Source organism: Siphonobacter sp. (assembly GCF_048595215.1).
GTDB lineage: Bacteria > Bacteroidota > Bacteroidia > Cytophagales > Spirosomataceae > Siphonobacter.
In genome coordinates this window covers 1-6037 of the sequence record NZ_JBMDWJ010000368.1, presented here as the reverse complement: position 1 = coordinate 6037, position 6037 = coordinate 1, and the positions used below count along the sequence as shown (strand labels likewise).

Below are 6037 nucleotides of genomic sequence, written 5' to 3'. Positions count from 1 at the left end.
GATAGTAGTAGCAAAACCCTATGTTATTAAATCTGCACCTAGGTGCAGATTTAATAACATAGGGTTTTGCTACTACTATCACCTACTAACCTATCTTCTTATCCAGCTCAGGCTTATGCCTACGAATCTTAATCTTAACATACTTGGAAGCGGGCATATTCGCCCCTTTTACCACATTATTAATTGACACTAAAACATTGGCTTCCGGGAAATACGTCATCGTACTTTTTTGAGGAATCGAATATTTTACAACGATAAATAACGGAGCAATACGCTCAATGCCATCATCATAATTGAACAAATCCACCTTATCGCCTTCTTTGAGTCCGGCTTTCGCCATATCTTTTTCGTTCATCATCACCACCCTTCGTTCATTGAAAATCCCACGGTATCGATCGTCTAAGCCATAAATAACGGTATTGAATTGATCGTGCGTTCGGGTCGTTCCCATCAGGTATTCGTCGTCGGCTAGCGTATTATCCGGAATTGGCGTTACGTTGAACGCTGCCTTTCCCGGGTACGGTTCGCTGTTAAATTTACCATCTCTGGGTGCATTGGGCAGATAAAACCCACCCTTTTGCACGACTCGTTCATTATACCTTTCAAAGCCCGGAATACACTGCTCGACATCATCACGAATGGCGTCATAGCTGTTCATGAAACGGTCCCAATCAATTACGGAACGTTCACCCAAAACTGCTTTTGCCATCCGGCAGGCTACGTGCGTTTCATTGATCAGGTGTTCCGAAATGGGTTCCAGTACGCCACGCGACGACTCAATTACGCCCATTGAGTTTTCGGTACTCACGTGTTGCAGTTCGCCGTGGATCATATCCTTTTCGCTTCGGGAAATAACCGGTAGAATCAACGCTTCTTTGCCGTGAACCAAGTGATTACGATTCAGCTTGATGGAAACGATTACGGACATCTCCAGTTGCCGCATCGCTTCTGCCGAAAAGGTGGTATCGGGAGCGGCGGACAGGAAATTGCCGCCCATGCAGAACATAAATTTCACCTTCTTCTCGTGCATGGCTTTCAGGGCCTTCACCACATCGTAACCGCCTTCTCTGGGAACGTTAAATCCGTAAAACGATTCCAGTTTGTCTAGTTGCTCTTTAGTCGGATGGTGATTGATCAGGAGGGTCCGGTTGCCTTGCACATTGCTATGACCACGCACGGGACACACACCACCTCCTTTAATGCCAATGCTGCCTTTCATCAGCAGCAGATTCACGATATTGTAAATCATTTCCACGCCATTGTGCTGCTGCGTGATTCCCATTCCCCAGGCAATCAGGATTCGTTTTCGGGCGGCAATCAGTTGAGCCGCTTCGCTCAGTTTTTCAATTGAAACACCACAAGCTTCCGAAAGAAAAGCCAAGTCATACTGCTTTAATTCCTCCACCAAGGCCTCAAAACCCGCCGTTTTATTCGCGATGAACTCGAGATCGAGCACTTTCCCGGGATTTTTGGCTTCCTCTTCCAGCAATAGTATTTGCAGGGCTTTGAGCAAGGCCATGTCTCCGTTGATTTTAACGGGAAGATAGAGATCTGACAATTCGAGCGGTTTCTTCAGCAGGGCACTTGGACTTTGCGGATCTCTGAAACCCATCAAACCGGCTTCCGGTAGCGGATTAATGGCCATAATCTTCGCTCCATTTTTCTTCCCTCGGGCCAAGGCCGAAAGCATCCGCGGAGAGTTGGTACCCGGATTTTGTCCGATGATGATGATGAGTTCGGAGTCGTAGAAATCTTCCAGCTTCACGGTCCCTTTGCCAATACCGATGCATCGGGATAGGGCGTAGCCGGAGGTTTCGTGACACATATTGGAGCAATCCGGAAAGTTATTAGTACCGAATTCGCGGGCGAATAATTGATACACCCAGGTAGCCTCGTTACTCGTTCTTCCCGACGTATAGAAGATGGCTTCGTTGGGCGAAGCCAGGCCGTTTAATTTTTCAGCAATTTTAGCGAAGGCCTCTTCCCAGCTAATGGGCTGGTAATGCGTTCCGCCTTCCGGCAAATACATGGGTTCCGCGATTCGACCCAACTGACTAATCTCATAATCAGACCGTTTAGACAGATCGTATACTGAATTTTCTCTGAAAAAATCTGCCCCAATCTTCTTGGAAGTAGCTTCCTCGGCGAGTGCTTTAGCCCCGCTTTCGCAGTACTCACCCAATCGTGAACGCTCATCATCGGGATCGGGCCAGGCACAGCTGGGGCAATCGAAGCCGCCGAACTGATTCATGGCAAACAACGCTTTTCCACCTCGCAGTACCGAATCATTTTTTACCAGCTGCTCCACCGAATGCTTGACGGCCGGAGCACCGGCGGCCCAGTTCTTAGGTGATTTATGTTTTAAATCCAATAACTGATGCGGAGGTTCTGCGGAAGGTAACAGACTGGTAGGATCTGCTATCTTTTTATCATTTTCATTCGTTTTCATAAGGCTTTCATTAAAGAGGGTAGTTAAGTTTTACGTTTGGGTATTCGTACGCGGGTCTTCTACGCGAGTAGAAATACAGATGAACGTCTCTTGATCAACTAGTAACCTTTTACCTGTACGAATTTCCTTTCTGAATCCATTTTCCAATAGTTAAACCCGTTCCATTTTACTATCCATTACACGATGTATGGTCGCTAGGATACGGTTTACTTAAGCTATTCTTCGATTTGAAAATGGCTTCCGGCATGATACATATTGAATCGATTATGACGCATAAATCCCAATAAAGTAATATCAAATTCCTTAGCCAGATCTACGGCTAAACTGGAAGGGGCCCCGATCGCCGCAACTACCGAAATACCGGCCATGGCTGCTTTCTGAATCAGCTCGAAGCTGGCTCTGCCACTTAGTACCAAAATCCGATCGGTGAGGGGTAACTGCCCGGTAAGGAAAGCATTTCCGACGAGTTTATCCAGGGCATTATGCCGTCCGACATCTTCCCGCAGGGCCAGCAGATTACCCTCAAAATCAAAAAGTCCCGACGCGTGGATGCCACCGGTAGCACTGAAATTGCTCTGGAAGGTTTGTAATTTTTCAGCGAGCTGATAAATCGTTTCGAGGCGAATGAGCTGCTGGTTTTGGTCCAGTTTTTGAAAGGCACTGACCGTTCGGATGGAGGCGATGGAGCCTTTGCCGCAGACGCCACAGCTGGAAGTGGTATAAAAATTCCGATCGGCATGCATCAGTTGGGGTACGAAACCCGCGGCAAGCTCAACGATGATCACATTCTCAGCATTACGGGAACATACCGTCCGAACATGATCAACGCTCTGGATCTGCTGCTGATCCGAAAGAATGCCTTCCGTGAACAAGAATCCAAGGGCCAGTTCCGCATCGTCGCCCGGCGTCCGCATCGTTACGGAGATGTTCTTGGTGATCGTCGTGGCCTGATCCTCATAGGAAATTCTGATCTCCAAAGGCTCTTCCACGGAAACCGCATCGGTATAGGGAAAACGTTCGTTCTCGGTCACTTTGACGATTTCAATCTTGCGTACGGAGCTCTGTTTCAGGGTATGGGCTTTCATACCAATAAAACTTATAACCCTGGGGTTTTGTTGCCTGCTCCCTCCCCAATCGGCTCAGCCCAGTTTAGTAAGGGTATTGTGAAGGAAAAGGTGGATGCGGACATAAGGTACTAACAAACGCAGTAATAGAGGATTCAGTAGAAAAGTTGTTGCTGACGCTTCGCTAAACACCAACAACGGCGGGAGAAAAGATGTTAGCGACGCTTCGCTAAACTCTACCAACGGCGGGAAATTTAGGATATACGTTTAGCTTTTATTCCGTTTTATTGAAAGTCCAAATAATTGCTTTTTCTTTCGTTGCTCTAAAAATGGTATTGTGTTTTTCTTTGGGTTCGGGTGAATAATTCCATTTTATGGTTGGGAGTTTTTTTTCCTTGAAGATTTTTGCCAGGTCATCGGTATATTGTGAAATGCCTTCTGTATTGGAGCCCGCAAACCAAACCGTTTCTCTCTTTTAGAAAAATGGGTTAAATGCTTTTCTGTAGTTCTTACTAAATAGTGATTATTCCACCAAAGAGAAGGGTCAAATGCAATGTAATGATCGAATAGGTCAGGGGTAAGTAAAAATGTCTCTACCACAAATAGCCCTGCTAAAGATTCACCGATAATACTTTTTTTAGTGGTTACTCTGTATCGTTTGTTTATTTCGGGGAAAAGTTCCTCTTTTATGAAAGCTCTAAATTTTTCTGACCCTCCAACCACTGGGGCGATTTCTTTATCTTTTGCTACTTCGGTAAAACCAGTTAAATCCCTTCTTCGTTGCGTATTTTCAATGCCTACTAGAATTAAAGGTTTTATTTTATTCTCTTGTATCAATTTGGCCAACGTATTGGCAAGGTGAGGAAAATCTTCTTGGACTCCTCCATCTGCCATATACATGACCGGCAATGAGTCAGCGTTTGTTTTATAATTTGCGGGTGTCCATACATTAATCGTTCTTTCTTCTTCAACTTGTTTAGAGTGAATTTTAAAAGTTTCGTGTTCAGGAATTGGATCGTCTGGCTTTGATGCTTTTGAAAAACTTGTAAGTACTACAAGTAGAACTAGTAAATTATAATAAATGAATTTCATGATTTTGTTCCCATTAACATTTTCCATACTGTCGTTTCAAACGGTGGAGTAAATGTAATGATAAGCTTTGTTTCGAGTGATGTACTAACAACTTAACACTTGGAACGTTTTATCGCTTTGCCTAACTTTTCCGCAAAATCTTTTCTAGGGCACGACCTTTCGCCAATTCGTCCACGAGTTTATCCAGATACCGAACCTGCCGAGTTAGCGGGTTTTCAATGTCTTCAATCCGGTAGCCACAAATAGTCCCGGTAATCAGATAAGCGTCAGGATGGAGGGTTGCTTGTTCGAAAAAAGATTCAAAGGATACCTTTTCATGGATCAGAGCCTGAATTTTCTGACCATCAAATCCCGTTAGCCATTCGATGACCTGATGTAATTCTTCCTGGCTGCGACCTTTCTTTTCCACTTTCGCTATGTAATGCGGGTATACGGACGAGAAGGTCATGGTAGCGATACGCTGATCGTGGGTAGCTGAATTGCTCATAAGATCATTTTTAAACGAATAGGATTGAAATCGCTTCGCCGTTACTGGGGATGCTTCGCTAAACACCAAAAACGGCGGGAGGCCGTATCGATAGCTAGACGCAATACTTTTGAATTAAAGCTTTTTCGATCCCCTTCTTACGTCCCAGATAAGCCAACATGCTAACCAAGGGCGTAGTGATGAGTCCTGCCAGACCCGTCAACCGCATATCGCTCATCACCGCACCTATTCCCATATGGTATAGATTACTGGGAATATTCGCTTTTGAATACTGTCCATCCTGAGCTAAGCCACACAGAATTCTTAGCGTATTCTCCAAACCCGTAGAACCGGGGACTACCTTGTTGGTGAACGTAATAGGATGGTCGTTTTGATTGAAGAACCGGTGATTTTCTCCTTTTTTCACTAAATACGATTCTCCCGGTTTCAAAAATATCTTCTTCCCATGCTTCAGTTCCATGCCCAATACGCCTTCCTGTGCGGTAAACAGTTCCGTATACGCTTTGTGGTAATGCATGGGATTGCCGCCACCCGGTTCCAGAGAGATTTCAAGTTCAGAGTACGCACCGGAAGTTTCTTCAGAGGTAGTCACGAATACAATGGTTTCCTTTAGTGCAGGGTTGTAAATTGTTTTTTTCATAGTGAATTTATGACTTGGAAAACCTTTATGAGGAGATAGTTACACCATTCCCGCCGTTGTTGATATTTAGCGTAGCATCACCAACAACTTCCGTGTTCAGGACTATTCATATATTGATGATTCAAGATACGTAAACTAATCTAGTTTGTCAGAAGAATGGGAATTTTGTACAGACGCAGTGATTAGTTCTTGCTTAATGCTATAATTATTCCAGTAAATATATCGATACGCTGGTCGCAACAAGACTTCTGCGATAAAGAGCTTATCCTTATTAATAATAAAAACCTTATTTGTTTAAAATTAAT

General features: G+C 44.5%; 5 protein-coding genes. All 5 read right to left on the bottom strand.

Annotated features, from left to right (window positions below):
• Nucleotides 1-85: 85 nt before the first annotated feature.
• Nucleotides 86-2449 (bottom strand): FdhF/YdeP family oxidoreductase, encoded by a 2364-nt coding sequence (locus tag ACOJTG_RS22640; protein WP_420155884.1) that lies wholly within the window; start codon nt 2447-2449, stop codon nt 86-88.
• A 215-nt stretch (nt 2450-2664) separates the two neighbouring features.
• Complete coding sequence (gene fdhD / locus ACOJTG_RS22635) at nt 2665-3534, bottom strand: formate dehydrogenase accessory sulfurtransferase FdhD (protein ID WP_420155883.1); 870 nt, start codon at nt 3532-3534, stop codon at nt 2665-2667.
• Between the two features lie 351 nt (nt 3535-3885).
• Nucleotides 3886-4605, bottom strand: a complete 720-nt coding sequence (locus tag ACOJTG_RS22630) for an alpha/beta hydrolase (RefSeq protein WP_420155882.1) — start codon at nt 4603-4605, stop codon at nt 3886-3888.
• A 121-nt stretch (nt 4606-4726) separates the two neighbouring features.
• Nucleotides 4727-5092 carry a DUF2200 domain-containing protein gene (locus tag ACOJTG_RS22625; protein ID WP_420155881.1) on the bottom strand — a complete coding sequence of 122 codons (366 nt, stop codon included), beginning with the start codon at nt 5090-5092 and terminating at the stop codon, nt 4727-4729.
• 94 nt (nt 5093-5186) lie between these two features.
• Nucleotides 5187-5732: a cupin domain-containing protein gene (locus ACOJTG_RS22620; protein WP_420155880.1), complete on the bottom strand. Its 546-nt coding sequence runs from the start codon at nt 5730-5732 to the stop codon at nt 5187-5189.
• Nucleotides 5733-6037: the final 305 nt, after the last annotated feature.

Excerpts from the sequence above, each read along its gene's own strand:
- fdhD (WP_420155883.1), bottom strand. The coding sequence starts at position 3,534 with ATGAAAGCCCATACCCTGAAACAGAGCTCCGTACGCAAGATTGAAATC.
- ACOJTG_RS22620 (WP_420155880.1), bottom strand. The coding sequence starts at position 5,732 with ATGAAAAAAACAATTTACAACCCTGCACTAAAGGAAACCATTGTATTC.
- ACOJTG_RS22640 (WP_420155884.1), bottom strand. The coding sequence starts at position 2,449 with ATGAAAACGAATGAAAATGATAAAAAGATAGCAGATCCTACCAGTCTG.
- ACOJTG_RS22630 (WP_420155882.1), bottom strand. The coding sequence starts at position 4,605 with ATGAAATTCATTTATTATAATTTACTAGTTCTACTTGTAGTACTTACA.
- ACOJTG_RS22625 (WP_420155881.1), bottom strand. The coding sequence starts at position 5,092 with ATGAGCAATTCAGCTACCCACGATCAGCGTATCGCTACCATGACCTTC.